Below are 23933 nucleotides of genomic sequence, written 5' to 3'. Positions count from 1 at the left end.
ACGGATGAATATATTTCAGAAATCACTCAACGCTTGAATCATCGGCCAAGAAAAAGACTCGGCTTTAAAAGTCCGAGTCAGGTATTATGGCAACAACATGGTGTTGCACTTCAAATGCTAATCTAAGTTTTAAAAGATGTTCACAAGCATGTTTTGGTAAATGGATTGATATCACAACACAGAGGCAAATGATCACTTTGGCTCAGCCAATCTTGGGCATCACCTATCCTCAACTTTACATTTTTTAAATTCCAATATTGATCGGATGCAAAAATATAATCGATATGATAAGCCTTAAGTGGATTGCGCTGAAGAAAGAAGGTCGGCTGACTTTCATGGCCTTGTTGTTCGGCCAAGGCGCGATGATAAATACTAAAGATATTTTGTTTTTCCAGCATGCTGACCACATCTGAATGATTCCACCAGCGGTCCCAAACATCCCATTTTGAATTGCTATTGAAATCCCCGCAGATCAGTACCGTCTCATCGAGTTGCGCCAAGTTAAGCTGCAAATACTTCCAAATCTGGCCAATATATTGAAAGGTCGGAGAATTGGCTTGTTTCGCCCAAACTGCAAGTAACTGTACTTTATCATTGAGTAACACAGGCAAAAAAAGCTCAAGATTTTCATCAGGTAAATGCAGTGCTTTAAGCTTTATACCTGCGCGAACAAAGATCCCTAGTCCTTTATTTTTATTTTCACCTTTCCAAAGAAAATCTGAAAAATAACGCTGATACAAGCCATTCGCCTGTTCAGGACTTTCACATTCTTGAATGACATAAATATCTGCTTGAAATTGCAAAATAGCCTCAACCTTTTTACGAAAAGCGCCATTGCAATTCCAAGTGATGATTTTCATCTTTATTCCAGTTCGAGTCGCATGTCTATATGCGGAATACCGCAATCGAGATATTCCTCACCTTGTACCTTAAAGCCAAGCCCTACATAAAACTCAATCGCATGAACTTGAGATGACAACTTAACAAAAGGTCTGCCCTGTTTTTTTGCAACCTCAATCACAGCAAGCATCAACAATTTGCCTATGCCTTTGCCACGAGATGAAGACAGCACTGCTACACGGCCAATACTGTGATTTTCCAGTAATCGCGCAGTCGCAATACACGCTTCACCATCCATGACTGCAAAATGCAGACTTACCAAGTCTTGTGCATCCCACTCATCAGCTGGAGCAATCTGTTGTTCTCGAATAAAAACTGCTTCACGCACAGGCCCCACTGCGGATTGCAATTCGCTCCATCCACCAGACAAAACTTTGAAGTTAGACATCACGTTTTCTCAGCATTTACAGCCAATATCTTGCTGGTCCCACTGATCATTCAAGAGCAATTCTAATGAATGCTTTTGAATCCCATACATCTCTTTCAATGCTTGTATTTGTGCTAATACAGCCTGATCTGGCTCACTATAATCTTGACGCTTAACCGCCAAAATCATTTTGTTCTTACTGGTATGCTCCAAGGCCACAAACTCAAACACTTTAGTTTCATAACCATAGGCTTTCAACAATAAAGCCCGAATCGTATCGGTCAGCATTTCCGCCTGTTGCCCTGCATGAATACCAAACTGTAACATCGGTGAAAGTACTTTTGGCGCAGTCAGTTGTGGACGCAATTCTTTATGACAACACGGTGCGCACATAATCATCTGCGCATTTAAACGAATGCCCGTATGAATCGCAAAATCCGTCGCGACATCACACGCATGTAAGGCAATCATCACATCCAAGCGTTCTGGCTCATATGTACGTACATCACCTTGGAAAAAACCGAGCTGCTCAAAACCTGCCTGAGCAGATACATTTTGACAAAACTCAACCATTTTCGGATTCAGTTCAACACCTGTCACAAAAGGCGTTTGCTGATGCTTTGCCAAATAGTCATACAGCGCAAAGGTTAAATAACCTTTACCTGAACCAAAGTCGACAATATGCAAAGGCCGATCAGGCTGCTGAATTTGTTCTACTGCCCCCGCACAGATCTCAACAAACTTATTAATCTGTTTCCATTTGCGGGCCATGCTTGGAACGATTTGCGCTTTGGCATCTGTAATGCCCAGCGGTTGCAAAAATAAACTGTCCTGATCAACATAACGGTGCTTAACACGGTCATGGCCTTGCTGTTCAGCCCCAGACTTAGCGACAGCCTTATGCTGAGTGACGGTGAGCATGGCTTTTTTCTTGTTTTTCTTCAGCTGTAATTCTTCAATGGCCGTAAATAAATTGGCCTGCTTACAACACAGTAATAACTCACGCACAATATCCAAAGCTTCACTTAAAGGATAATTTTTAGTGACATCTTGAGTTTTATATCGGTATAAAATACTCAGCATAGGTTGCTGCTGTAGTGAAATGACTCTTAAGGTCAATTTTTCAAGTTGCTCAAGTTCACCCTTGTATTGACTCAGGATCAAGCGCTCAAATTGATGCTTATCAATCGCTTGCTGAAATACATCAAGGAGTTGCTGTTCCTGTGGAAAGAGAGAAGCCGAAGCGGACATACTTTAAACCTAAAAATAATTGCAGCTAAAGTTTAAATCTTCTTACGACAAATGCAAATTTCAATTATTATACATTTGTATATTTTAAATATTGGGCGACATTAAATGATAAACAACGCTCCACTGATTCCAGATTATGACCCGCTTGAAGAACGAATTAATTATCTCAGCCATGGTATAGGTGCAGTCTTAGCCCTTATTGCTGGTATTTTATTGGTCATTAAAGGGGCTTATTTGCCTGCATGGCAATGGTTCGGGCTATGGATTTACGCCTTGAGCATGGTGTTATTATTTTCTGCGTCTATGCTTTATCACATGTCGACTACTGCTGATCGTCGCTATTTTTATAAAAAACTCGACCATACGGCTATTTATTATTTAATCGCAGGAACCTATACCCCATTTTTAGCCATTGCTATTCCCACCACTAAAGCACACTACTTATTAATTGCTCTGTGGGTCATCGCTATAGTAGGTACACTATTCAAGTTAATATTCATTAACTCTTTCCAAAAAGTCTCACTCTTTGCTTATTTGGCTATGGGCTGGCTGGCTTTATTGGTCATTGATGATATGAAACACTTTTTAAGCGCTCAAGCTTTAACCTTTTTAATCATTGGTGGGCTTTCTTACACCGTAGGCGCATTGTTTTATGCATTAAAAAGAGTAAGATATACCCACGCTATCTGGCATATTTTTGTATTGTTAGGTGCAGGATCACACTTCCTGTCCATCTATCTGTACGTGATTTAATCATCTCTTTCTTCATTTCAGCGACCCTGAGCGAGTAGAACAGAGAAGATTGCTGTTGTTTTTTTAAGAAATTACGCCTTTTTTAAAAAGATTACGCTTTTAAAACTAAGTTTTTTTTATTTTTAGTAAGTGTAAGGTCTATCATGGCGTCAACAAATTCTGCTGCGCAAGCGCCAGCAACCAATTCAAAATTTCGTGTACTTACAGCCAGCCTTGTAGGTACTACAATCGAATTTTTTGATTTCTATATTTATGCAACGGCTGCCGTTATTATTTTCCCGCATTTGTTCTTCCCTGCAAGTACAGATCCGATGACGGCGACAATTCAGTCTTTGGCTACGTTTGCAATTGCCTTCATTGCTCGCCCGATTGGCGCAGCACTCTTTGGCCATTTAGGCGACCGAATTGGTCGTAAGGCCACCTTGGTCGCAGCCTTGCTGACCATGGGGCTTTCCACCGTTTGTATTGGCTTACTCCCAACCTATGCACAAATTGGTATTTTTGCGCCGTTGTTATTGGCACTGTGCCGTTTAGGTCAAGGTTTAGGTTTAGGTGGTGAATGGTCTGGTGCAGTACTTCTGGCAACAGAAAATGCACCTGAAGGCAAACGAGCTTGGTATGGTATGTTCCCTCAACTCGGAGCTCCTATCGGCTTTATTCTTGCAACAGGTTCATTCCTCACATTAGGTCACTTCATGTCTGAAGCCGACTTCATGCAATGGGGCTGGCGTATTCCATTTATCTCTAGCGCATTGCTAGTGATTATGGGCCTTTGGATTCGTTTAAAACTTCATGAAACGCCTGCGTTCCAAAATGTTTTAAACAAACAAAAAGAAGTTAATATTCCGTTTAAAGAAGTGATAACCAAGCATTGGGGCATGCTCATTTTAGGTACAATTGCAGCCATCTGTACTTTCGTTGTGTTCTACCTAACTACAGTATTTGCTTTGCAATGGGGAACAACTCAACTCGGTTATACACGTGAAGAGTTCCTTAAACTCCAATTGGTTGCAACGCTTTGCTTTGCAGCATTCATTCCATTGTCAGCAGTTTTTGCCGAAAAATTCGGTCGAAAAACCACTTCAATTGCTGTGTGTGTAGTTTCAGCAATCTTTGGCCTCATGTTCTCTAGCTTACTTGAGTCTGGTAGCACAGCTATTGTGTTCTTATTCTTGTGTATTGGTTTAGCCATTATGGGCTTAACTTACGGCCCAATTGGTACAGTATTGTCTGAAATATTCCCGACTTCAGTACGTTATACTGGTTCTGCACTGACTTTTAACTTGGCAGGTATTTTTGGTGCATCTTTCGCGCCATTAATCGCAACTAAACTTGCGACAGGTTATGGTTTATATGCTGTAGGTTACTACCTTACTGCCGCGTCTATTCTTTCATTGATCGCATTCTTGCTGATCCGTGAAACGAAAAATGATGACGTAAACAACCAAATCTAAGTCTTGTCATGCATATAAAAACGCCAGCAATGATGCTGGCGTTTTTATTTCACTCTAGCGCTGTGCAAGCCAAGCAATTATTCAATATCAAGATTAATCTTCCAGCTCTTGCTGCAAGTCATCCATCATCAGTTGGTAAGTATCCGCAAACTGCTCTGGATCACCACCCGAATTATAATAACTCGGCACAATATAGGTCACGACCTGCTGGTGCACATCATTAAAATACAGCACATTCACCAAAGCTTCGATCTCATCTTCTTGAATACCACTGGTCAATGCTAATTGCTCAAATTTTTGGTAAAACTGTGCAGAAAACGCCTGATCACTCACTTCAGACGCACGATTAAACTCTTGTGCAAGTTGTACCAATCCTAGATTTAAATGCTCAGCTTGTTGCTCATCCAAGCCAAATAAGGTACCCACTTCTTTATAAAATTCTGACATATAATTATTCTCAAGTAATTAAAATGATCTTGTGCCAAAACTACATTTACACTATCCGCATAACAATGTGTTTTCAATCATCATGATGTTGCTTTTATCATTTTAGCCAGCACCACTCTAATATAAAGAATCTGTGAATCTCTTCACAAGAGCTGTGTTTAAATCAACTCAATAATATCGATGGTTGGTGGCACACGAAAACGAAATGGCACACCGACCATCCCCGTGCCTACAGTCACAAACACATCTGCATGTTCATGCTGATATAAACCTTTTTTATGACCTAATATCGAAACTTTTTTCATCACATAATCGGTCAGCCATGGCAATTCCACTTGGCCACCATGTGTATGCCCCGACAGCATTAATGGACGTGTTGGAAGTTCAGGTACCATATCTACCGTATCTGGATTATGCGATAAAATAATCCAAGGTTTATCTTGCGGTAACTGTGGCATAAAGCGCATATCGGCTTTACCTGCCCATAAATCACCAATGCCAATTAAACGAAATTCATTAAACTCAACCACCTGCCCTTCAATATCCATTACGTTGTTTTGGCTTAAGGCACGATTTAGCAATTCTTGTATCGGTGGTCCAGGATATTGCTCATCATGATTACCATTGACTGAATAAACAGGTGCATCAATTTGCTGTAACACAGCCAATTCTTCAGCCAATTTATTTTCAGGTTCATAAGTCCAATCGCCTGCAACCACCACTAAATCGGGCTTATGTTCATTTAATTTTTCAACAATTTGCTTTAACTGACGTTCATGGCCCGAAAACAACCCAATATGTAAATCAGCAATGAGTGCAATTTTGACAGGCTTCAGCATTTTACGGTCTTCGTGAAGCTGATATTTAAGGTTTTTTACCTGTATACAATGTGGCTCAATAAATCGTGCATAGCACAATAGCCCCGTAATGAGGGCAATAAAAATAGCTTCATGTACGGCGTAATAACCACTCCATCCCGCATAAAAGCTAAAGAAAAACAGCGGAATTAATAAATATGAGCAATAAAAAGCCAATAGGTGAACAAAGGCCTTAAAAGGATGTATGGTTTCCGTTCGTGATTGGCTCAGCCATGCCTGAGAGATGGCCCAAATGGCCAAGAGTCCCATTGCTATATAAAAATAAATCACCACGGAATTCATATCCCACATATATCTGCTCTATCAGTTAATCGATCAGTTTTCTTAGTCACTATATTTATCTTTTCATAGCTCGCCACTATACTCAAATCTAATTTTGAAATTAGCTTACTATATGACGAATGCTCAGCACTTAGCCCCCACTCAAACATCGCGTCCAACAAAAAAAACAGCGGTCTTACTCAGTGTGAGCTTATGTTTAGGTATTCCTGCATGTACAACATTACCCAAGCAAGTCCAGCAACCTGTTGAGTACGGTTTTAGTACACCTACAGAACAAACTACCTTAGGCAAAATTATTACGCCATTACGCGATGCTAAGCCGGGTTTAACGGGTTATCACGTCTTATATGACCCGCTCGAAGCACTTGCAGCCCGATTAGAGCTCATCAATAAAGCCGAAAAAACGCTCGATCTACAATATTACATTTGGGACAATGACAAAATTGGCTCAATGGCCCTGCATTCAATTATTCAAGCGGCAGATCGTGGGGTAAAAGTTCGTTTATTAATTGACGACAACAATGCCAAGAAAATGGAAGGCATTTATCTTGCGCTTGATCAGCACACCAATATTGACGTCAAATTGTATAACCCCTATCGCTTTCGACATTATCGCGCAATGGATATGTTGCTCGATTTAAAACGCATCAACCGTCGTATGCACAACAAAAGCTTTATTGCAGATAACCAAATCGCTTTAATTGGTGGCCGTAATATGAGTAATCAATATTACAATGTCAGTGATAACTATCAATTTTCTGATGTAGATGTGATGTTGGTGGGTTCTGCATCTGATGAAATTGTGCATTCTTTTGATGAATACTGGAACGACGATTACGCTTTCCCGGTAAAGCAATTGGTCAATCCACGCCATTACACATTGCGTTTTCCTGAACTGAAACAACAATTAGAAAAGCATGATCAAGAAGTAACAGTACAAAACTATTTAAACTTGGCCAACCGCTCCCATGCCTTTGACAATTGGCTCAACAACAGTATTCAACTGGACTGGGTTAAAGCCGAAGTAGTCAAAGATTCACCGAGTAAAATTAAAGCCAAAGCAAAAAAAGAAGAACATCTAAACTTTCAATTGCTGAATCATTTAGACCGTCCAAATGAAAGCATCGATATTGTTTCTGCATATTTTGTCCCTGAAAAAAAGGGCGCAAAACAATTAATCGATTTGGCTGCACATGGCACGAAAGTACGGGTACTGACCAACTCATTTAAGGCCAATGACGTGCCTGTTGTACATGCGTTTTATGCCAAATATCGCGAAGACTTGCTCAAAAATGACGTGCAATTGTATGAATTTTTGGCCAATCCAAATATTGAAAACTTAAATGCCAATACTGATGAATTGGCCAAAAAAGCCAAAGTCAGCATTAAAGGGCTGAGCCGTTCAAGTTTACATGCCAAACTGATGGCACTAGATGAAAAACAGGTCTTTATTGGTTCATTTAACTTTGATCCACGTTCGGCTTATCTCAATACCGAAATTGGTGTCTTGCTATATAGCCCACAATTGGCCAAAGCCGTACACCATACAATGGATGAAAACTTAAGTAAGTTTGCCTATAAACTGGTCTTAGATGCCAACCAAAATATTAACTGGAAAATTAAGCTGGCCAATGAGCAAATTCGAACCTATGAAAAAGAGCCAAAAATGAAATGGTGGCAACGTGCTGGCATGAAAATGATTGCATGGTTACCCATCGAAGGCTTTATGTAAGCTTTCTTGGCAAGAACATCAGTATTCTTAAGCGATGACAACAGGTTTACGAAGAACTTTGGCTTGTAACTCGATCAATCCTTCGTTCATCTTCTGTTGTACTTCAGCTGTTAAGCTATCTACCGTATGCCCTGTCGAATCAATGGCAGGCAAACTCATTAAATGCGCTGTAACTTCTGGCATTTCAAGCACATTTTTTACATGCTGTGCAAAGGTCATATCATCAATAAATGGCGCCACCATATCCAGCTCACCTTGCTGATTGACATAGCAAATTAAGCAAATTTGTACAGGTTTTTGCGCCTCAATGGCTGCACCTAATAAGCGGCCATGTACCTTTTTAATTCGAGTACCATCTGTTGTAGTGGCTTCTGGAAAAAATAATACTGGACTATCTTGTTTTAAAAAATCAGTCATTTGCTCACGAATTCGCATGGAATCACCTGAGCCACGTTTAATAAATAAAGTCCCACCACCCTTCGCTAACTTGCCCAATAGAGGCCAAGACTCAATTTCTGCTTTGGCCAAAAAGAACACCCGTGCACCTGATCCCAAAACAGCAATATCTAGCCAAGAAATATGATTACTCACCCACAGTGCAGGTTCACGCGGTATTTCACCATGTACCTTCACATCAATGTTAAACACCTTACACAGTTTGCGACAAAAGTACTGCACATAACGGGTATTTTTAGGATTGTTCGGATCTTTATATAAACGGTGACGAAACACCAAATAAAACCCTGCACTTACAGCAACGACCATGGCCACGACTTTTCGAACATAAAGCACAAATCGGGAGACGCCTTTAGAGTTTGTTTGTGGATGTACTACAGGTTGAGTCATAAAATGATCGCTGTTAAAAATATTGTATTTCGTGACATAAAATGCCTTTCACGCATCATACTATACTGCGTGTTGAAATTTTACATTGATCATAAAAACCGAAAACTGTGATTTCTTTTTCCCATTTTTATCGAATAAACAAATTAATTAATATAATACTATTTAATTAATAGATCTATATTCTCATGCACAAGCTCGACCTTCAGTCAGAACAACTGTCAAAACACACCGCTTTAGCGATGATTGGTGGCCTTTCATTGCTCTATATTGGTTTTATGCTGAGCTTTGCCTTACTTTTTTCGTGGGTATTTTAAAGTAGTACTTTGCTCGGCACCTGAGTTTTCACCTAAAATAGCTGTTTAATCTATAAATTATTGGCTGGGTGAATCATTTGAATAAACAGCACAGTGGCGATCGCGTTATTTTGGTCAGTGTAGCAGTACAAATGCTGGATGATCTCGATGCTGAAGAGTTTCATCTACTTGCGCAATCGGCTGGTGCCGAGATTCTGCAACATATTCATGCCTCACGTATTAAGCCAGATGCCAAGCTGTTTATTGGTTCAGGTAAAGCGGAAGAAATTGCCGAAGTAGTTCAAGCACTTGAGGCAGATCTAGTCATTTTTGACCATGCGCTCACGCCTGCCCAAGCACGTAATCTTGAAAAAATCATGCATTGCCGTGTCGTAGATCGGACTGAACTGATCCTAGACATTTTTGCACAACGCGCACGTACCTATGAAGGTAAGTTACAGGTCGAATTGGCGCAGTTACAACACATGGCTTCACGCCTAATCCGCAGTCGTGGCAACTTAGACAGCCAAAAAGGCGGTATTGGTCTAAGAGGCCCAGGCGAAACTGTACTTGAAACAGACCGCCGTTTGCTTCGAATCCGTATGGGTCAACTCAAAGAGCGCATTGAAAAAGTCCGCCAAACCCGTATACAAGGTCGTATTGCGCGTAAAAAAGCCGCTGTACCAACGGTATCTTTAGTGGGTTATACCAACGCAGGAAAATCCACACTGTTTAATATCTTAGCAGGCAGTGATGTCTACGCAGCTGACCAACTGTTTGCCACACTTGATCCAACTTTACGCCGTTTAACCTGGGACGGGATTGGTAACTTAGTCTTGGCAGATACGGTTGGTTTTGTACGTAACTTATCGCATTCATTGGTTGAATCCTTTAAAGCAACGCTTGAGGAAACAGTCGAAGCCAGTTTATTACTGCACGTCATCGACTCGAGTAGCCCAGATATGCTTGAGCAAATTGAAGCAGTAGAAAAAGTCCTCCGTGAAATTGGTGCAGATGTGCCTGTATTACGCGTTTACAATAAAATTGATCAATCAGGTGAACAAGCGAAAATTGTTTATCATCGCCCACACCAACCTGAGCGTGTCTATGTATCTGCGCATACCTCGCAAGGACTCAATTATTTACGCCAAGCTGTGCATGAATGCTTAATGGGAAATATGCAAAGCTTTGAGCTCTCGCTAAAACCAGCGTATGGCAAATTACGCACGCAGTTTTATGCCCTCAATGTCATTCAATCCGAACATTATGATGATCATGGTAACTTAAAATTACATGTTATTATGTCGCCACATAAACTTGAACAATTGATTAAACAAGCGCATTTACCGCTTGAAGAAATCTTAGGTGAACGTGCTCAGCAGTTTCAACGTCCCCTAGAAGAATTTGAAATCGATGATCAAATCAGTTAAAACAAAAGAAATAAAATTTTAATGAAAGATCAAGAATGGATTGGATTAAAACACTCGATTGGAAAGCATGGGTCGGCACTGTTGCACTGATTATTATTTTTCGTGAAGGTGCGGTCTGGCTCATGGGGCAATTTAACCATCCAGAACTTGGAAACTTAGTAGGTCTGCTGAGCTTACTGGCCGTGCTGTTATTATGGCGTAAGTTCAAGCATCTTCCAGCACGCATGATTGATACCAACAATAAAATCATGAAAGAAAGCGCCTTTGCTTTCTTACCCATTAGTGCAGGTTCTTTGCTCATGCTCATGCACATGGGCAAAGAAATTCCGCTATTTTTAACCATATTGGTTGTTAGCACGCTCATCCCGCTTTGGGTGTATGCCAAAATCTCCAAAACGTGGCTATAGGAGAAATTTATGCTGACCATCCTCCTTGCCTTCGTATTAACCGTTATTGCTTATATCTGCGCGAAACCCATCAACAAAGTACTGCCTCAAGTTCCTGTGATTGTGATTGCAATGTGTTTTGTCATTGCGCTTCTTGCTGTATTTGGCATTCCTTATGAGCAATATATGGCACAAGTAAACCCATTGTTTAATCACTTACTGGGCTATGTAACCGTTGCATTGGCGATACCACTGGCTGCCATGCGCTATGATGACCTCCCACTAAAGGGAATTGTCAGTATTCTTATTTTTGCCAGTATTAGCGCTGTCGCCCTGCCAATGGGACTTGCCTATCTCTTGCACTTATCCGATGCCACCATCATGGCCTTTGCAACACGAGCAGTGACGACCCCTATTGCCATCAATATTGCAACCTTGCTTCAAGCGCCAGTCAGTTTAGCTATTTTAATTGTCATTTTATCTGGTGTGATTGGTGCTGCATTTTCACCATTTATCCTCAGGCACATTAACGATGAACGCGCCTCTGGCCTTGCACTTGGGCTAGCTGCCCATGCCATTGGAACAGCGCAGGCATGGCAACGAGGAAGCATTGCTGGTCGCTATGCAGCCTTTGGTATGGCTGTTAATGCAGTATTCACTGCAATTTGGCTGCCATCTTTCATTTTAATGCTACAAAAAATATGACTGAGTGATCATTTTTCCCTCATTGTTTCATTCGTTTATTCCACTTATAATTAAATAAGTGAATGAATTAATAGATAAATAGGAGCTTTTATTCATGCGTAAATTGATGTCAGCACTAGTCCTTAGCTCACTCTCTAGCCTTGCCTTTGCCAACGATTTAACTGGTCTTTGGCAAAATATTGATGATAAAACAGGTTCACCTAAAGCACTTTTAGAAATCCGTAAAGCCAATAACGGGACGTACACAGCCAAAGTTATTCGTATCACACCACGTGCAGGCTATACCCCAAAAGAAACGTGTGTAGGTTGCCCTGCGCCTTATACCAATAAACCTATTTTGGGTTTAGATGTCCTCACAGGCTTACGTGAGAGTACAGACAATAACTTTGATCGTGGCCAAATTTTAGATCCGCTTTCAGGAAAAATTTATAGCACCAAGGCAAAATTAAGCCCAAATGGTAAACGTTTAACACTACGTGGATATGTTGGGGTCTCTGCATTAGGTCGCAGTCAAACATGGATTCGCCAAGACTAACAATTAGTCAAAATAAAATATGAATTTCGTCACATTTTTCTTGGCAAAATTCATTTTTTATGAAGTTTTTTATCAAAAGCTAGTTGCGCGTCAAGAGATTCTTACCTAACATGAAACTAAGTTCAAAGATTGAACAGTTTAATAACTAGGAAGAAGAACGATGCATAAAAATACCAAATGGGCATCTCTCATCGGTTTACTCTTTTTAAGTACATCGGGTTTTGCTCAGGACCTCACTGGGGTTTGGAAACAAATTGACGATAAAACAGGTTCACCTAAAGCACTCATTGAAATTAAAAAAGATACCAACGGTTCTTTTAGTGGAAAAATTATCAAGATCACACCTCGACCAGGCTATACCCCACGAGAAAAGTGTGTAAATTGCCCACAACCTTATACTGACCAACCTATTTTAGGCTTAGAAGTGTTTAAAGGCCTCAAATTGGTGGACGAAAACAACTACGATGAAGGAAAAATTCTTGATCCTTTATCTGGGAAAATGTACAGCCTAAAAGGCAAGCTAATGTCAAATGGCAAACGCTTGCACCTACGTGGTTATATTGGAATTTCAGCAATTGGCCGTACACAAATGTGGATTCGCCAAGAATAATTGCCTTATTTTCTTTGCTCCATAAGCTCAAAATCATAAAAAGGATATCATGATGAAAAAGCTCAAACTTGCAACACTTTTGATGGGTGTATTCATGGCAGGCTCTGTTGCTGCTCAAGACTTATCTGGCATTTGGCAACAAATTGATGATAAGTCAGGCTCACCAAAAGCATTGATTGAAATTCGCAAAGAAAGCAATGGTACGTTTACAGGTAAGATTATTAAGGTGACCCCACGCCCAGGTTATACTCCTCAAAAAACCTGTAATAACTGTCCTGCACCCTATACGAATCAACCTATTTTAGGCATGGATATCCTAACTGGGTTAAAGCATGTAGATGGTACAGAAAACTATGAAAAAGGTCGCGTGATCGACCCACTTTCAGGCAAAGTTTATGATGCAAAAGTCCGTATTAATGGCAATGGTAAACGCCTAACGCTTCGTGGCTATATGGGTGTTTCAGCCCTAGGCCGTAGCCAAACATGGCTTCGTCAAGACTAGTTTTTCAGACCTATCAAAAACCGCCACAAGGCGGTTTTTCTACTTTATATTGATCATTTTTTAAAAAATAAAGTTGACTATTCTAGTAAACTTTATAACATAGGCCCGCATATTGAAAAGCTTTTTTAGGGGTTTGGACGATCATGTTGAAAAGTATTTTGCTTGCTGTTAGTACCTTGTGTTTTGCAGGACATTCCTTTGCAGAAGATATCTCTGGTATTTGGCAACAAATTGATGATAAATCAGGGGCTGCAAAGGCAATTATCTCAATTCAACAAGATGACAATAATAGTTACACGGGTAAAATTATTAAAGTTACACCACGCCCAGGCTATACACCGCAAAAAACCTGCAACAAATGCCCTGCCCCATATACGAATCAGCCAATTTTAGGTATGGAAATCATTAAAGGTTTAAAGCATATTAAAGGCACCAATAATTATGAAAAAGGCCGTATTATTGACCCACTTTCTGGAAAAATGTACGACGCTAAAATTCGCTTAAATAGCACAGGTAAACGCTTAACCATCCGCGCAAGTATTGGCGTATCGGTCTTAGGCCGTAACCAAACTTGGATTCGTTTAGATTAATCCAGCATAAAAAAGCCCCTATTTATAGGGGCTTTTTTATGCTTATTTTGAGTATCTACAGTTGCACTGGATTATCCACCGAAAACAGCTTTTGATCTTCTAGACGGTAAGCGATCAACTGATTCCCCCAAACACATCCACCATCAACATTTTGAATCTGTGTCGAAATGGTTTTGCCTTGTAGTGCCGCCCAATGACCAAAAACTAGTTGATGTGTTTGTGCAGCGTTTGATTCAAACTCAAACCAAGGTTTAAAACCTTCTGGCATTGGATCATCGAGTGAGTCTTTAAAACCAAACTCTAAGCGACCTTCTGCATCGGTTAAGCGCATACGAGTCAAATAATTGGTAATACAACGTAAACGCTCATGACCCGTTAAATCGTCAGACCAAAGCGTTGGCTTCTTGCCATACATATTTGCTAAAAAATCATCCAATACCGCAAAGTCTTCATCTGAAAGTACAGCTTCTACTTCTTTGGCTAAACGAGCAGTTTGCTCTACGCTCCAATTGCATGGAATACCGGCATGCGTAATCACGGTATGTTCATTCGGAAATAAACACAGTGGTTGCTGACGAAGCCATTGAATCAAGTCATCACTTTCTAAGGCATGAATAACATCTTCAGTCTTGTCCTGTGGCTTAATCTCTTTAATACCACGCGCAACTGCCAATAAATTTAAATCATGATTGCCGAGCACAGTTGCAGCTACGCCATTATCAACTAACTTCTTGATAAAGCGAATTGCGCCCAAAGAGTTTTCTCCACGAGCAACCAAATCACCCGCAAACCACAAAAAATCCTGATCTGCATCAAACTTAATTTCTTTGAGTAATGCTTTTAAAGCTTCAAAACAGCCCTGCACATCACCAATTACATAATTATATCGAACTGCGCGTGTCATCTTGTTAAACCATTTGATCAGCTAAAGCAACGAATTGAGCCAATGTTAAGGTCTCTGGACGAGCCATCGGATCCACCCCAGCATTTTCAAATCCATCTTCAACCAACATTCCTTTTAAGCTATTACGCAAGGTTTTACGACGCTGGGTAAACACATGTGAAACTAACCGCGCTAAAGCTTTTTCATCTTTCGCGACAATTGGTTTATCTGCATAAGGCTCTAAACGAAACACAGCAGAAGTCACTTTTGGTGGCGGATTAAACGAACCTGGTGGTACTTCAAACAAAAATGTTGGTTTACAGAAGTATTGAATCATCACCGATAAACGACCATATTCTTTGGTGTTTGGCGATGCTGTAATGCGATCTACCACTTCTTTTTGTAGCATGAAGTGCATGTCTTTGACTTTGTCACCAAACTCCAAGAGATGAAATAACAAAGGTGTAGAAATATTATACGGCAAGTTGCCGACTACGCGCAGAGGACGACCTTCGGCAAACAATTCGGTAAAATCGTATTTTAATGCGTCGGTTTCTACAATAGTTAGACGTTCAGGATGTGGCACTCGGCCAGGTAATCCTGCAGCTAAATCACGGTCAAGTTCAACCACGGTTAAAGCATCACATTCACCAATTAAAGGTGATGTAAGTGCAGCAAGACCCGGACCAATTTCGACAATATTGTCACCAGTACGCGGATTCACCGAACGTACAATTTTAGCAATGACACGTTGGTCATGTAAGAAGTTTTGCCCAAAACGCTTACGCGTGTGATGCCCTTCGTCTTTTGGGTTTAGGGCATTAATTTGATACATAGACATTTCCAACGTGTAAATAAGACAAAATCATGAATGCGCTAAATCAAGCGCCAAATCCACAGCAGCATGCAAGCTGGAGCATTTTGCTAAACCAGTGCCTGCGAGGGAGAGTGCTGTGCCATGATCAACAGAAGTACGAACAAAGGGTAAGCCCAAAGTAATATTGATAGCTTCACCAAATCCTTGAGATTTTAACACAGGTAAACCCTGATCGTGATACATCGCCAAAACTGCATCTGCATCTTTTAAGTTTTCAGGGGTAAATAAAGTATCTGCAGGTAAACTGAGACTCATATTGATTCCCTGGGCACGATAGCGCTCAAGCACAGGATTAATCACTTCAATCTCCTCCATGCCCAAATAGCCATCTTCACCTGCATGCGGATTTAAGCCACACACCAAAATATGCGGATGATCTTTTTTAAATTTGGTTTTTAAATCATGAATTAAAATATCAATCACTTGATGCAAACGTTCTTGAGTAATCGCATTTGCCACTTCACGTAAAGGCAAATGTGTTGTTGCCAACGCCACACGTAAAGTTTTAGTTGCCAGCATCATCACTACGCATTCTACACCAGCAAATTCCTGATAATACTCAGTATGTCCACTAAAATGAATTCCTGCTTCATTGATCACTGACTTCTGCACAGGCGCTGTCGCAACCCCCACACTTTTGCCAGACATCGCATAATCAGCAGAACGTCGTAATTGCTCTAAAACATAAGCTGCATTTTTCGGATTTAACACACCCAACACAACATCTTCATATAAAGGCACATGCTCGACATACAGTTGCCCTTGGGCAGCGGGTTCTTCTTGCCCTTTATATTCAATAATCTGAATATTGATATTTAACATTTTGGCACGATCGCGCAACATATCTATGTCAGCCAAAACGACAATTAGTCGCTCATCAACACGTGCTGCCAAACTCAAGCTAATATCAGGCCCAATGCCAGCAGGCTCACCACTGGTAATATATAAAGGACGCATGTGTTTATCCTGTATGTGTAATCCTCTTATTATACTGTGCGATACGCATGAGGGGCCGAATTAAATTGACTAAAAATGAATGGTCAAAATATGTGAGCGTAAATCCTCATCAACCACGATAATCTTTCTTCCAACAACAATCCAATCTATAGATCAATGGAAAAATGACACTAGAAACCTGAAGTCAACATCTAAAAAAGATCATTGCGCCATCAACACCCTGTAAACAAATCCAATATATAAATACTAAAAATAACGTGCTCCATCCCCCTACGAAAACGCAACCCAGATCATAAAAATAAAGATCCAAATGAGCGGATTTAGCAGATTAGAATCTGACATCATTTATTTTCATCTGCTTTTTTAATATTTTCTGAATTCTCTGCTGTTTATTGCTGAAGAAATGTACTAGAATACAGCGCTTGAAATTTATATTTTCATTTGTGATTCTTCACGTTTTCGTTTAGAATCGCGTCTCCTTTTGTTTGGACAGCTTCCATAGTCCAAACCAACTATAATAGGTAGTGGTTTAATGAAAACTCTCAGCGCTAAGCCAGCTGAAGTTCAACACGACTGGTACGTTGTTGATGCTTCTGGCAAAACTTTAGGTCGCCTTGCGACTGAAATCGCTCGTCGTTTACGCGGTAAGCACAAAACTTCTTATACTCCTCACGTTGACACTGGTGACTACATCGTTGTTATCAATGCTGAGCAAGTACAAGTGACTGGTAAAAAATCACTTGATAAGAAATACTATCGCCACACTGGTTTCCCTGGTGGTATCCGCGAAACTAACTTTGAAAAGTTAATCGCTCACAAACCAGAAGCAGTTCTTGAAAAAGCTGTTAAAGGTATGTTGCCAAAAGGTCCTCTTGGTTATGCAATGATCAAGAAGATGAAAGTGTATGCAGGTACTGAGCATCCACACGCTGCTCAACAGCCACAAGTTTTGGACATCTAAGGGATACAGCACATGGCTACTAATTATGGTACAGGTCGCCGTAAGACCGCAACTGCACGTGTTTTCTTGTCAGCTGGTACAGGCAAACTCGTAATTAACAACCGTTCTTTAGAACAATACTTCGGTCGTGAGACTGCTCGTATGGTTGTTAACCAACCTCTAGAGCTTCTTGAAGCTACGACTAAATATGACCTTTACATCACTGTTGCTGGTGGTGGTATCGGTGGTCAAGCTGGCGCTATCCGTCACGGTATTACTCGTGCGTTGATCGCTTCTGACGAAACTCTTAAACCTGCTCTTCGTCAAGCTGGTTTCGTTACTCGTGATGCTCGTGAAGTTGAACGTAAGAAACTTGGTTTACGTAAAGCACGTAAACGTCCTCAATTCTCTAAACGTTAATTCGTTTTCCGAATTCGGACAAAAAAGCCTTGGATTTTCCAAGGCTTTTTTTATTTATTAAGCCATATTTAAATCTTTTTAAATTTGGTAACTAAATACCCCCAAATAATCAGATTAAACTCAGAGAGATCATTTTTTACCCAATAATTCTTTCCACAATCTTCTGGATATTCCTCATCAAAATCAGCATGAGATTTATATGCCACAGCCAAGGCAATATAAAAATCCATTCCCATAAAAATTATGGCAATTAAAAATAGTAACTTAGACAACATCATAAAGTGCATTTGCTATTTTCACTTAGATGCAACTAATTTTTCTTAAATGCATCATCAATTTTTTACTTTGTTTTAAATTTATCCTCTAGTAAAGATACCAATATACACAACCTAGGATCCCCGAAACGATAAAACTCACAATACAAGTTTTATAGGCAATATTTCCATACCTTAACCAGCGCTCAACTTCTTCATCAAAATCATCTTCATCTAACCAAAGCTCCTCGCTTCGCCAAAAAGCTTGGTTAAAATATCCATTTGCAGTACCTATAGAGATTATACCGATCAAAATAAATGTATAAATCAACGCCTGTATTATCATTATTAAAGTTCTCTATTTTTAGAATAAATAAAATTGTTTCCGTGATTTTAATCCCCAATTTTAGTATTCTATATTATTCAATTCACCAAAACTTGGGAAATATGTCAGTCGAAAATGCGCCTTTACAAGGGATTACACTGTATAGCCATGCGGATGACTTTCGCTCACATTGGATTCGATATGTCCTTGCCGAGAAACAAATAAAATATAATTTAATTATTGTTGATGAAGAAGATGAGGATCTGGCGAGCCTAAATCCTTATAACCAATTACCAATGATGATTGAAAATGAGTTAAAACTTTTTAATACTGCAATCATTTCAGAATATTTAGACGATCGCTATCGACAAAACAAACTGTATGCCGATGCACCAATGCCTCGCGCAGAACAACGCCAATATATCTGGCGCTTTGAACAAGATTGGATGAAATTAGCGGATATTATGCTTCGCCATCCAGATACACTGAATGAAGAGAATCGAGTTAAAGCACAAAAGCAACTACGCGATACCCTTATTTCACTCACACCCTTGTTTCAGCATTTCCCATATTTTATGTCTGAACAATTAAGTATTTTAGATTGCATGCTAGCCCCTATATTTCTGCGTTTAAAAAGCATGGGGATCGAACTACCTGCACAACACTGTCGCCCAATTCATTTATATTGCCAACGAATTTTTAGTCGTCCTGCATTTATCAAATCTATGACATTGCAAGAAAAAAATCGTTATGGCATGTCATTAGCTAAAGCATAGGTTTTATTATGTCTGAACAAGAATTAAATATCACACCCACACGTCCATATTTAGCGCGTGCTATTTATGAATGGGTTTGTGACAATCAACTCACCCCTTACCTTCTTGTCGATGCAACACAACCTCACACCAGCGTACCAGAACAATTCATTCAAGATGGTCAAATTACGCTAAACCTTGCACCACATGCCGTACACGCACTTCTTATTAGCAATGAAGCTATTAGCTTTTCTGCACGCTTTGGTGGCGTATCACGTGATTTATATATCCCAATGTATGCAGTAATTGGTCTATATGCCCGTGAAAATGGTCAAGGTTTATTCTTTGATCCAAGTGAATATGAACATATCAATACAGATCAAAATGCTTTAAAATCAAGCAATGAAGAACAAACCGAGCAACCAAAGAAAAAACCAAGTTTAAGGTTGCTAGATTAAAAATTAACGGAGCACATGAATGGCTTTTGATTTAGTACAATATTTTTCAGAACAAATTGACACTCAAAAGCCAGCGCTTTTAAGTCAACTTAACCGCCAAGAACGTCGAGAGCATATTCAAGAAATTAATGCACTTACACTCGGCGAGTTAATTCAACAATGGCGTGAAAACGAAACCAAAGTCTATCAAGAGATTAATGCTCTTGATCCACTGTATATTCAAGAAGTTGCTCGACATCTCACCACCTCTGCACACAACGAATCAATTCTTGCTAAAGCAGAACTAGAAACTCTCACCAGTGAAATATTTTCTCTTCAGCTACATGAGCTTAAACAACTCCATGATACGGGTAGTCATACACAAAACAGTATTCGAGAACTACTGATTGGTCAAATTGAACATCTTTCTGGACAAGCAAATGACTGGGTTTGGTCAACAAACAACCTAACAGAACTTATTGGCTCTAAACCAATCCCTCAGGACGATATATCATTAGATGCATCTATGAAGGAGTTTAATCAAATGGTTAGCCAACAACACACACAAGACGATCAAGCACAAACTGAAACTGTTGTGAGCATCCCAACATGGTCTAAAATTTTAGAACCGATTGTTGCACTCGCAGTTTTATGGGTTTTGGCTTCAGCAGCCTGCAATATTTTTGCTTAATATGAAATCAAAGTGTTTCAGCAATATTGTATTGCACACTTAAATACAAGCCCAGCACTTAAAACTGGGCTTTTTTTACACCCCATTACTTGCCCAAAAAACATCGATCAACAGTTTTTAAGCCAATTACAAATGAATTACTTAACGGTTATTCTAATAATATAAGCAATAATAATAACATCATGCAAAATCGCATGATTTTTTAGAAGTATTAAAAACTCATTTAAACACTAAGTGTTTAATTTATTTCATTTTAATATATGAATTCTTTATATAAGAATAAGATTTTTAAGTAATAAAATATGGCTTATTATTTTTTAAGAGCTAAAAATCATACGCTTAATTATTTATATTTTTGTATACTTTTGTAACCAAACCCGCAAAACCTGTAAAATTTCATGTTTTTTCGTACAAATTACATTTTGTAACATTGAAATAATTTTACCAAAACTTAGCAATTTAGTCTGATTTAAACAAAATTTTAAATCATAAATGCAAACTAACGCACATTATTCATTCGCCATTTTTCACAATCTCGATCTAAAAAATTATGCATTTATAACGTATAAAAATAATTTCGTTGAAAAGATATATTGCTTTGCTAATAATAAATTTAAGTAATTAACCTCTGAAATTAATTACCTTAACAAACAATAAATAAACAACATGTATAACCGAAAGAGAGAAATAACTATGGCTAAAGTATCATTAGATTCACTCACAAGTATTGATGGTTTTCATGCTGCAGCACTTGTAGACGGAGAAAGTGGCCTTGCACTAGCGACTCAAGGTGGTGGGGATATTGACTTAGAATTAGCAGCTGCTGGTAATACCGAAGTTGTTCGTGCTAAACGCCGTGTAGCACAGTCATTAAACCTAAACGATAGTATCGTTGATATTCTAATTACTTTAGGCAAACAATATCACTTGATCCGCCCATTAGAAAAAAATGAAAATGTTTTCCTATACTTAGTACTTGATCGTGCAAAAGCTAACTTAGCAATGGCACGCCATGAGTTAAAAGCATACGAAAAAAATCTTGATTTCACCTGATTCAAAAAAAACCCCTTATATATTTATTATATAAGGGGTTTTTATTCCCCCGCTATTTCTAAATCACATTCCGTTCAGTTGATAGAGAGATAATAATGAATAAGCAATATATTAATATTGCAATTTCTGGTTTAAGTATTCACGATGCTGAAGAGCTTAAAGGCCAGCTAAGCAATATAATAGACAATAAATTTAACATTCAATGGAAAACTGCAACCGACATTAATTTAGACTGCTTATTTATTCATGAAAATTTCTTTGATACCGAAGGGATTCAACGCATTTTAAATAATAAAAGTTTTCCTTGGCTAAAAGTAGCCAAAGACAATAACCTATCAGGTAAATTAGAAAATAATACGCTCTATCTACCTATACAAAGTACACAAGATTTAAATCAATGGATTGATCAACATATTATCCATAATGATTTTACACCTCCGCTTGATGAGCCAGTAATCCCAGTAAAAAGAGCCTCTCAAGCTACTCTCAAAGAGAATCATCCATATACTGAAAGCTATTTCAAAACAATGTATGACACCGATGAAGGTCACCATAAGCTCTATATTTCAGATGCACAAGGTGCCTTAGGTGTGATTGATATTAAGCAAAATTTAGTGTTCTGTAATTCTGAACGTAAAGATTTCGAAACAGATTTTAGTTTTAATTATGAATTTGCCTCGACTTCACATCTTATTAAAGCTTCAAGAAAAGACTGTTATATCTTACAAGATTGGATATGGAATCTTTTTTGGTTCTCTCCAAACTTTTATCAAATTGCACCCGAAGATGGCCATTATCGAATACATTTTTGGCCAAAACCGCAAGATCGTGAAAATCGTAAACAAATCTTCCAAATGTCAGCTTGCTTTATTCAAGGCGCCAAAATTTCAAAAATTTCGGAACAACATAATATCCCTATACAAACGGTACGCCGTTTTATTGCAGCAAATATGGCTTCAGGTAACTTAAGTAAAATTAATATTTGGGATAACCATTACAACCCACCAGAAACTCTTGAAGAAAAACCCGAAGAAAGTCTAATCAAAAGTTTTTTTGGAAAAATTCGCAGAAAATTTGGTTTCTGATATAGGGAGAATATCTATGATTCTACAGCAATACAAAATTGTATTTGCAGGTTCTATGGGTGCAGGAAAAACTGAAGCAATTCGTTCGCTTTCTGATGTACCCGTACTATTAACAGAAGCCTTCAATACCGACCAAGACAGCCATGAAAAAATGGAAACAACAGTAGGTATTGATTATGGTGAAGTAACTTTAGAAGACGGTGTAAAAATCGGATTATATGGTACACCTGGGCAAAGTCGTTTTGATTTTATTTGGCCTGTGATTTGTAAAGGTGCAATCGGTGCTATTATCCTTATTGATCATAATTCAGAAGAACCTTTACAAGAGCTTGAAAGCTATCTAGAAACCTTTCAAAACTACACAGATAATATCGCCATTGGTATTACACACGTGGATGATAATACAAGTACCAATTCTTTGAGTATGTATAAAGAATGGCTTATTAGCCAAGACTTATTTTCACCTCTGTTTTTTATAGATGCGCGTAAAAAAGACGATGCTCTTTTGCTGTTAGAAGCATTAATCACATCTGTTGAAGTTAACCACAATATCAGCGCCTAAGGAGCACTTATGTTTAAGATCAAAGAAAAACGTGCTGCTTCACCTGAACTCATTCATGTTGCGAAACAAGAATTACAAAATATTATGTCCAATGTACGTGGCGTAAATTTTGCAATGGTTTGTTCAACTGATGGTTTTGAACTAGCAACATTACACAAAAGAGATATCTACAATAATGGAAAATTGGCTGCTGTCAGTAGCTCAATTCTCGCAATGGTCACAGCATTTACACAAGAAATTCACTTAATTGGTTGCCAATCTATTACGCTTGATGCGGAAAATGGTAAAGCGATATTAAGCTCAGTTCAAGCAAAACAACATCCAATGATTCTTGTTGTACTTGCGGATAAGGATGTGTTGCTTGGTCAGTTACTATACGCTTTAAAAAACTCAAGTAATGTGATTAAAAATGCTGATCAAGATTTTGATGATTAAAATACATTACATGATTCTTAAATTCTAGAACACTCAAATCATCTTGCTTTGAGTGTTTTTTTATCTCTTTTCTTCGTAAAGTAACCTCCCCCCCTTAGACCCTAATATCCTCCAAGCCCTCTTTCTGTATATTCTTTATTTATAACATTCCAATTTTTCTAATTTCTAAAATATTTCACACATAAAAAAACACCCCCTGCACTAGTCAGGGGGTGTTTCGAATAATGAGCTGGCGATGACTTACTCTCACATGGGTAACCCCACACTACCATCAGCGCTAAGAGGTTTCACTTCTGAG

At 39.0% G+C, this 23933-nt stretch carries 31 protein-coding genes; 20 read left to right on the top strand and 11 right to left on the bottom strand.

Features of this window, described 5'->3' with window-relative positions:
* Positions 1–140: 140 nt before the first annotated feature.
* Genes HYG93_RS17870 through HYG93_RS17860 form a run of 3 tightly spaced genes read right to left on the bottom strand, consistent with a single transcriptional unit; the run spans position 141 to position 2518 of the window.
* The gene (locus tag HYG93_RS17870) at positions 141–860 is read right to left on the bottom strand and encodes an endonuclease/exonuclease/phosphatase family protein (RefSeq protein WP_106986589.1); all 720 of its coding nucleotides are present in this window, start codon (positions 858–860) and stop codon (positions 141–143) included.
* Between the two features lie 2 nt (positions 861–862).
* Entirely contained in the window at positions 863–1288 is a 426-nt protein-coding gene (locus HYG93_RS17865; protein WP_117006359.1) for a GNAT family N-acetyltransferase, read from the bottom strand.
* A 9-nt stretch (positions 1289–1297) separates the two neighbouring features.
* Positions 1298–2518 carry an SAM-dependent methyltransferase gene (locus HYG93_RS17860; protein WP_178962726.1) on the bottom strand — a complete coding sequence of 407 codons (1221 nt, stop codon included), beginning with the start codon at positions 2516–2518 and terminating at the stop codon, positions 1298–1300.
* A gap of 108 nt (positions 2519–2626) precedes the next feature.
* On the opposite strand from HYG93_RS17860, the gene HYG93_RS17855 reads away from it, so the two are divergent.
* Both HYG93_RS17855 and HYG93_RS17850 read left to right on the top strand, forming a co-directional pair.
* On the top strand, positions 2627–3271 hold the full coding sequence (locus HYG93_RS17855; RefSeq protein ID WP_178962727.1) for a hemolysin III family protein: 645 nt from the start codon (positions 2627–2629) through the stop codon (positions 3269–3271).
* 143 nt (positions 3272–3414) lie between these two features.
* Positions 3415–4725 carry an MFS transporter gene (locus HYG93_RS17850; protein WP_106986585.1) on the top strand — a complete coding sequence of 437 codons (1311 nt, stop codon included), beginning with the start codon at positions 3415–3417 and terminating at the stop codon, positions 4723–4725.
* 93 nt (positions 4726–4818) lie between these two features.
* Here HYG93_RS17850 and HYG93_RS17845 read toward each other — a convergent pair whose 3' ends face one another.
* Together HYG93_RS17845 and HYG93_RS17840 are read right to left on the bottom strand one after the other, a co-directional pair.
* Positions 4819–5172, bottom strand: a complete 354-nt coding sequence (locus tag HYG93_RS17845; protein ID WP_106986584.1) for a hypothetical protein — start codon at positions 5170–5172, stop codon at positions 4819–4821.
* A gap of 158 nt (positions 5173–5330) precedes the next feature.
* A complete protein-coding gene (locus HYG93_RS17840; RefSeq protein ID WP_178962725.1) occupies positions 5331–6341 on the bottom strand; it encodes a metallophosphoesterase in 1011 nt (336 codons plus the stop codon).
* Positions 6342–6444: 103 nt separating this feature from the next.
* On the opposite strand from HYG93_RS17840, the gene HYG93_RS17835 reads away from it, so the two are divergent.
* On the top strand, positions 6445–8064 hold the full coding sequence (locus HYG93_RS17835) for a phosphatidylserine/phosphatidylglycerophosphate/cardiolipin synthase family protein (protein ID WP_178962724.1): 1620 nt from the start codon (positions 6445–6447) through the stop codon (positions 8062–8064).
* A gap of 27 nt (positions 8065–8091) precedes the next feature.
* Here the strand turns inward: HYG93_RS17835 and HYG93_RS17830 are convergent, their stop codons facing one another.
* The gene (locus HYG93_RS17830; protein WP_120367994.1) at positions 8092–8910 is read right to left on the bottom strand and encodes a 1-acyl-sn-glycerol-3-phosphate acyltransferase; all 819 of its coding nucleotides are present in this window, start codon (positions 8908–8910) and stop codon (positions 8092–8094) included.
* 185 nt (positions 8911–9095) lie between these two features.
* On the opposite strand from HYG93_RS17830, the gene HYG93_RS19545 reads away from it, so the two are divergent.
* The 8 genes from HYG93_RS19545 (at position 9096) to HYG93_RS17795 (ending at position 13961) form a co-directional block, all read left to right on the top strand.
* Complete coding sequence (locus HYG93_RS19545) at positions 9096–9224, top strand: hypothetical protein (protein WP_256733497.1); 129 nt, start codon at positions 9096–9098, stop codon at positions 9222–9224.
* 68 nt (positions 9225–9292) lie between these two features.
* Positions 9293–10633 carry a ribosome rescue GTPase HflX gene (gene hflX, locus HYG93_RS17825; protein ID WP_121533290.1) on the top strand — a complete coding sequence of 447 codons (1341 nt, stop codon included), beginning with the start codon at positions 9293–9295 and terminating at the stop codon, positions 10631–10633.
* Between the two features lie 35 nt (positions 10634–10668).
* Positions 10669–11040 (top strand): hypothetical protein, encoded by a 372-nt coding sequence (locus HYG93_RS17820; protein WP_121594860.1) that lies wholly within the window; start codon positions 10669–10671, stop codon positions 11038–11040.
* A gap of 9 nt (positions 11041–11049) precedes the next feature.
* Entirely contained in the window at positions 11050–11724 is a 675-nt protein-coding gene (locus HYG93_RS17815) for an LrgB family protein (protein WP_120365723.1), read from the top strand.
* Between the two features lie 94 nt (positions 11725–11818).
* Positions 11819–12259, top strand: coding sequence for a DUF2147 domain-containing protein (locus tag HYG93_RS17810; RefSeq protein ID WP_106986577.1), 441 nt, complete (start codon positions 11819–11821; stop codon positions 12257–12259).
* Positions 12260–12419: 160 nt separating this feature from the next.
* A complete protein-coding gene (locus HYG93_RS17805; protein ID WP_106986576.1) occupies positions 12420–12869 on the top strand; it encodes a DUF2147 domain-containing protein in 450 nt (149 codons plus the stop codon).
* 52 nt (positions 12870–12921) lie between these two features.
* Complete coding sequence (locus HYG93_RS17800) at positions 12922–13371, top strand: DUF2147 domain-containing protein (RefSeq protein ID WP_120368283.1); 450 nt, start codon at positions 12922–12924, stop codon at positions 13369–13371.
* A 143-nt stretch (positions 13372–13514) separates the two neighbouring features.
* A complete protein-coding gene (locus HYG93_RS17795) occupies positions 13515–13961 on the top strand; it encodes a DUF2147 domain-containing protein (protein ID WP_106986574.1) in 447 nt (148 codons plus the stop codon).
* Positions 13962–14016: 55 nt separating this feature from the next.
* Here the strand turns inward: HYG93_RS17795 and HYG93_RS17790 are convergent, their stop codons facing one another.
* The 3 genes from HYG93_RS17790 to pdxA are packed head-to-tail and all read right to left on the bottom strand — an operon-like array spanning position 14017 to position 16678.
* Positions 14017–14865: a symmetrical bis(5'-nucleosyl)-tetraphosphatase gene (locus HYG93_RS17790; RefSeq protein WP_178962723.1), complete on the bottom strand. Its 849-nt coding sequence runs from the start codon at positions 14863–14865 to the stop codon at positions 14017–14019.
* Positions 14866–14869: 4 nt separating this feature from the next.
* Positions 14870–15679: a 16S rRNA (adenine(1518)-N(6)/adenine(1519)-N(6))-dimethyltransferase RsmA gene (gene rsmA, locus HYG93_RS17785; RefSeq protein WP_120364619.1), complete on the bottom strand. Its 810-nt coding sequence runs from the start codon at positions 15677–15679 to the stop codon at positions 14870–14872.
* Between the two features lie 30 nt (positions 15680–15709).
* The gene (gene pdxA / locus HYG93_RS17780) at positions 15710–16678 is read right to left on the bottom strand and encodes a 4-hydroxythreonine-4-phosphate dehydrogenase PdxA (RefSeq protein ID WP_178962722.1); all 969 of its coding nucleotides are present in this window, start codon (positions 16676–16678) and stop codon (positions 15710–15712) included.
* A 532-nt stretch (positions 16679–17210) separates the two neighbouring features.
* On the opposite strand from pdxA, the gene rplM reads away from it, so the two are divergent.
* Together rplM and rpsI are read left to right on the top strand one after the other, a co-directional pair.
* On the top strand, positions 17211–17639 hold the full coding sequence (gene rplM, locus HYG93_RS17775; protein ID WP_002117832.1) for a 50S ribosomal protein L13: 429 nt from the start codon (positions 17211–17213) through the stop codon (positions 17637–17639).
* Positions 17640–17651: 12 nt separating this feature from the next.
* On the top strand, positions 17652–18038 hold the full coding sequence (gene rpsI, locus HYG93_RS17770; protein ID WP_106986570.1) for a 30S ribosomal protein S9: 387 nt from the start codon (positions 17652–17654) through the stop codon (positions 18036–18038).
* A 68-nt stretch (positions 18039–18106) separates the two neighbouring features.
* Here the strand turns inward: rpsI and HYG93_RS17765 are convergent, their stop codons facing one another.
* Positions 18107–18316 (bottom strand): hypothetical protein, encoded by a 210-nt coding sequence (locus HYG93_RS17765; protein ID WP_106986569.1) that lies wholly within the window; start codon positions 18314–18316, stop codon positions 18107–18109.
* A gap of 85 nt (positions 18317–18401) precedes the next feature.
* Positions 18402–18638 carry a hypothetical protein gene (locus tag HYG93_RS17760; protein WP_106986568.1) on the bottom strand — a complete coding sequence of 79 codons (237 nt, stop codon included), beginning with the start codon at positions 18636–18638 and terminating at the stop codon, positions 18402–18404.
* A 101-nt stretch (positions 18639–18739) separates the two neighbouring features.
* On the opposite strand from HYG93_RS17760, the gene HYG93_RS17755 reads away from it, so the two are divergent.
* The 7 genes from HYG93_RS17755 to HYG93_RS17725 all read left to right on the top strand — a co-directional run bounded on the left by HYG93_RS17755 (position 18740) and on the right by HYG93_RS17725 (position 23635).
* Positions 18740–19393, top strand: coding sequence for a glutathione S-transferase N-terminal domain-containing protein (locus HYG93_RS17755; protein WP_106986567.1), 654 nt, complete (start codon positions 18740–18742; stop codon positions 19391–19393).
* Between the two features lie 8 nt (positions 19394–19401).
* Entirely contained in the window at positions 19402–19830 is a 429-nt protein-coding gene (locus HYG93_RS17750; RefSeq protein ID WP_106986566.1) for a ClpXP protease specificity-enhancing factor, read from the top strand.
* 19 nt (positions 19831–19849) lie between these two features.
* Positions 19850–20500: a hypothetical protein gene (locus tag HYG93_RS17745; protein ID WP_106986565.1), complete on the top strand. Its 651-nt coding sequence runs from the start codon at positions 19850–19852 to the stop codon at positions 20498–20500.
* A 693-nt stretch (positions 20501–21193) separates the two neighbouring features.
* A complete protein-coding gene (locus HYG93_RS17740; protein ID WP_106986564.1) occupies positions 21194–21553 on the top strand; it encodes a hypothetical protein in 360 nt (119 codons plus the stop codon).
* A gap of 95 nt (positions 21554–21648) precedes the next feature.
* Positions 21649–22638 (top strand): helix-turn-helix domain-containing protein, encoded by a 990-nt coding sequence (locus HYG93_RS17735; protein ID WP_106986563.1) that lies wholly within the window; start codon positions 21649–21651, stop codon positions 22636–22638.
* Positions 22639–22654: 16 nt separating this feature from the next.
* A complete protein-coding gene (locus HYG93_RS17730) occupies positions 22655–23200 on the top strand; it encodes an ATP/GTP-binding protein (protein ID WP_106986562.1) in 546 nt (181 codons plus the stop codon).
* Between the two features lie 9 nt (positions 23201–23209).
* Positions 23210–23635, top strand: a complete 426-nt coding sequence (locus HYG93_RS17725; protein ID WP_106986561.1) for a roadblock/LC7 domain-containing protein — start codon at positions 23210–23212, stop codon at positions 23633–23635.
* Positions 23636–23933: the final 298 nt, after the last annotated feature.

This window comes from Acinetobacter sp. SwsAc6 (assembly GCF_013391565.1).
Taxonomy (GTDB): domain Bacteria; phylum Pseudomonadota; class Gammaproteobacteria; order Pseudomonadales; family Moraxellaceae; genus Acinetobacter; species Acinetobacter cumulans.
Note: the sequence above shows the minus strand (reverse complement) of the source record. Positions and strands in the feature narration are given on the sequence as shown.

Coding starts and splice junctions, on each gene's coding strand:
- HYG93_RS17870 (WP_106986589.1), bottom strand. CDS start 860: ATGAAAATCATCACTTGGAATTGCAATGGCGCTTTTCGTAAAAAGGTT.
- HYG93_RS17865 (WP_117006359.1), bottom strand. CDS start 1,288: ATGTCTAACTTCAAAGTTTTGTCTGGTGGATGGAGCGAATTGCAATCC.
- HYG93_RS17860 (WP_178962726.1), bottom strand. CDS start 2,518: ATGTCCGCTTCGGCTTCTCTCTTTCCACAGGAACAGCAACTCCTTGAT.
- HYG93_RS17850 (WP_106986585.1), top strand. CDS start 3,415: ATGGCGTCAACAAATTCTGCTGCGCAAGCGCCAGCAACCAATTCAAAA.
- HYG93_RS17845 (WP_106986584.1), bottom strand. CDS start 5,172: ATGTCAGAATTTTATAAAGAAGTGGGTACCTTATTTGGCTTGGATGAG.
- HYG93_RS17840 (WP_178962725.1), bottom strand. CDS start 6,341: ATGTGGGATATGAATTCCGTGGTGATTTATTTTTATATAGCAATGGGA.
- HYG93_RS17835 (WP_178962724.1), top strand. CDS start 6,445: ATGACGAATGCTCAGCACTTAGCCCCCACTCAAACATCGCGTCCAACA.
- HYG93_RS17830 (WP_120367994.1), bottom strand. CDS start 8,910: ATGACTCAACCTGTAGTACATCCACAAACAAACTCTAAAGGCGTCTCC.
- HYG93_RS19545 (WP_256733497.1), top strand. CDS start 9,096: ATGCACAAGCTCGACCTTCAGTCAGAACAACTGTCAAAACACACCGCT.
- HYG93_RS17820 (WP_121594860.1), top strand. CDS start 10,669: ATGGATTGGATTAAAACACTCGATTGGAAAGCATGGGTCGGCACTGTT.
- HYG93_RS17815 (WP_120365723.1), top strand. CDS start 11,050: ATGCTGACCATCCTCCTTGCCTTCGTATTAACCGTTATTGCTTATATC.
- HYG93_RS17810 (WP_106986577.1), top strand. CDS start 11,819: ATGCGTAAATTGATGTCAGCACTAGTCCTTAGCTCACTCTCTAGCCTT.
- HYG93_RS17805 (WP_106986576.1), top strand. CDS start 12,420: ATGCATAAAAATACCAAATGGGCATCTCTCATCGGTTTACTCTTTTTA.
- HYG93_RS17800 (WP_120368283.1), top strand. CDS start 12,922: ATGAAAAAGCTCAAACTTGCAACACTTTTGATGGGTGTATTCATGGCA.
- HYG93_RS17795 (WP_106986574.1), top strand. CDS start 13,515: ATGTTGAAAAGTATTTTGCTTGCTGTTAGTACCTTGTGTTTTGCAGGA.
- HYG93_RS17790 (WP_178962723.1), bottom strand. CDS start 14,865: ATGACACGCGCAGTTCGATATAATTATGTAATTGGTGATGTGCAGGGC.
- rsmA (WP_120364619.1), bottom strand. CDS start 15,679: ATGTATCAAATTAATGCCCTAAACCCAAAAGACGAAGGGCATCACACG.
- pdxA (WP_178962722.1), bottom strand. CDS start 16,678: ATGCGTCCTTTATATATTACCAGTGGTGAGCCTGCTGGCATTGGGCCT.
- rplM (WP_002117832.1), top strand. CDS start 17,211: ATGAAAACTCTCAGCGCTAAGCCAGCTGAAGTTCAACACGACTGGTAC.
- rpsI (WP_106986570.1), top strand. CDS start 17,652: ATGGCTACTAATTATGGTACAGGTCGCCGTAAGACCGCAACTGCACGT.
- HYG93_RS17765 (WP_106986569.1), bottom strand. CDS start 18,316: ATGATGTTGTCTAAGTTACTATTTTTAATTGCCATAATTTTTATGGGA.
- HYG93_RS17760 (WP_106986568.1), bottom strand. CDS start 18,638: ATGATAATACAGGCGTTGATTTATACATTTATTTTGATCGGTATAATC.
- HYG93_RS17755 (WP_106986567.1), top strand. CDS start 18,740: ATGTCAGTCGAAAATGCGCCTTTACAAGGGATTACACTGTATAGCCAT.
- HYG93_RS17750 (WP_106986566.1), top strand. CDS start 19,402: ATGTCTGAACAAGAATTAAATATCACACCCACACGTCCATATTTAGCG.
- HYG93_RS17745 (WP_106986565.1), top strand. CDS start 19,850: ATGGCTTTTGATTTAGTACAATATTTTTCAGAACAAATTGACACTCAA.
- HYG93_RS17740 (WP_106986564.1), top strand. CDS start 21,194: ATGGCTAAAGTATCATTAGATTCACTCACAAGTATTGATGGTTTTCAT.
- HYG93_RS17735 (WP_106986563.1), top strand. CDS start 21,649: ATGAATAAGCAATATATTAATATTGCAATTTCTGGTTTAAGTATTCAC.
- HYG93_RS17730 (WP_106986562.1), top strand. CDS start 22,655: ATGATTCTACAGCAATACAAAATTGTATTTGCAGGTTCTATGGGTGCA.
- HYG93_RS17725 (WP_106986561.1), top strand. CDS start 23,210: ATGTTTAAGATCAAAGAAAAACGTGCTGCTTCACCTGAACTCATTCAT.